Genomic DNA, 255 nt, shown 5'->3' on the forward strand with positions numbered 1-255 from the left:
GCACCACCCCAACCGGGGCAGATCAGCAGCAGTAGGAGTGGGACATGGGCAACGATAAGTATCCAGGCAGCGACGCTGCCGCAGTTCGCGAGGCACTCGCCTCGATTCGTAGAGGCAAGGTCACGGTCGAGACCGAGAAGGGGACGCGAGAAGTGTCACGTCCGAAACACGAAGTCGATAAAGATGTGCTGACGATCGTGCGGGATCACATCAGGGCGAAGGGTCCGACCTTTCGCTGCGGCACGCCATACTTTG

At 60.0% G+C, this 255-nt stretch carries 1 protein-coding gene; it reads left to right on the forward strand.

Annotated elements, in window-relative coordinates; genetic code table 11:
• Positions 1 to 44 precede the first annotated feature (44 nt).
• Positions 45 to 255, forward strand: a 211-nt coding sequence (locus AC5IJH_RS18360) for a hypothetical protein (RefSeq protein ID WP_491904271.1), incomplete at its 3' end; no start/stop codon positions are given.

It is taken from the genome of Candidatus Dedyshia acidiphila (assembly GCF_051025295.1).
Lineage (GTDB): Bacteria > Acidobacteriota > Terriglobia > Terriglobales > Acidobacteriaceae > KBS-83.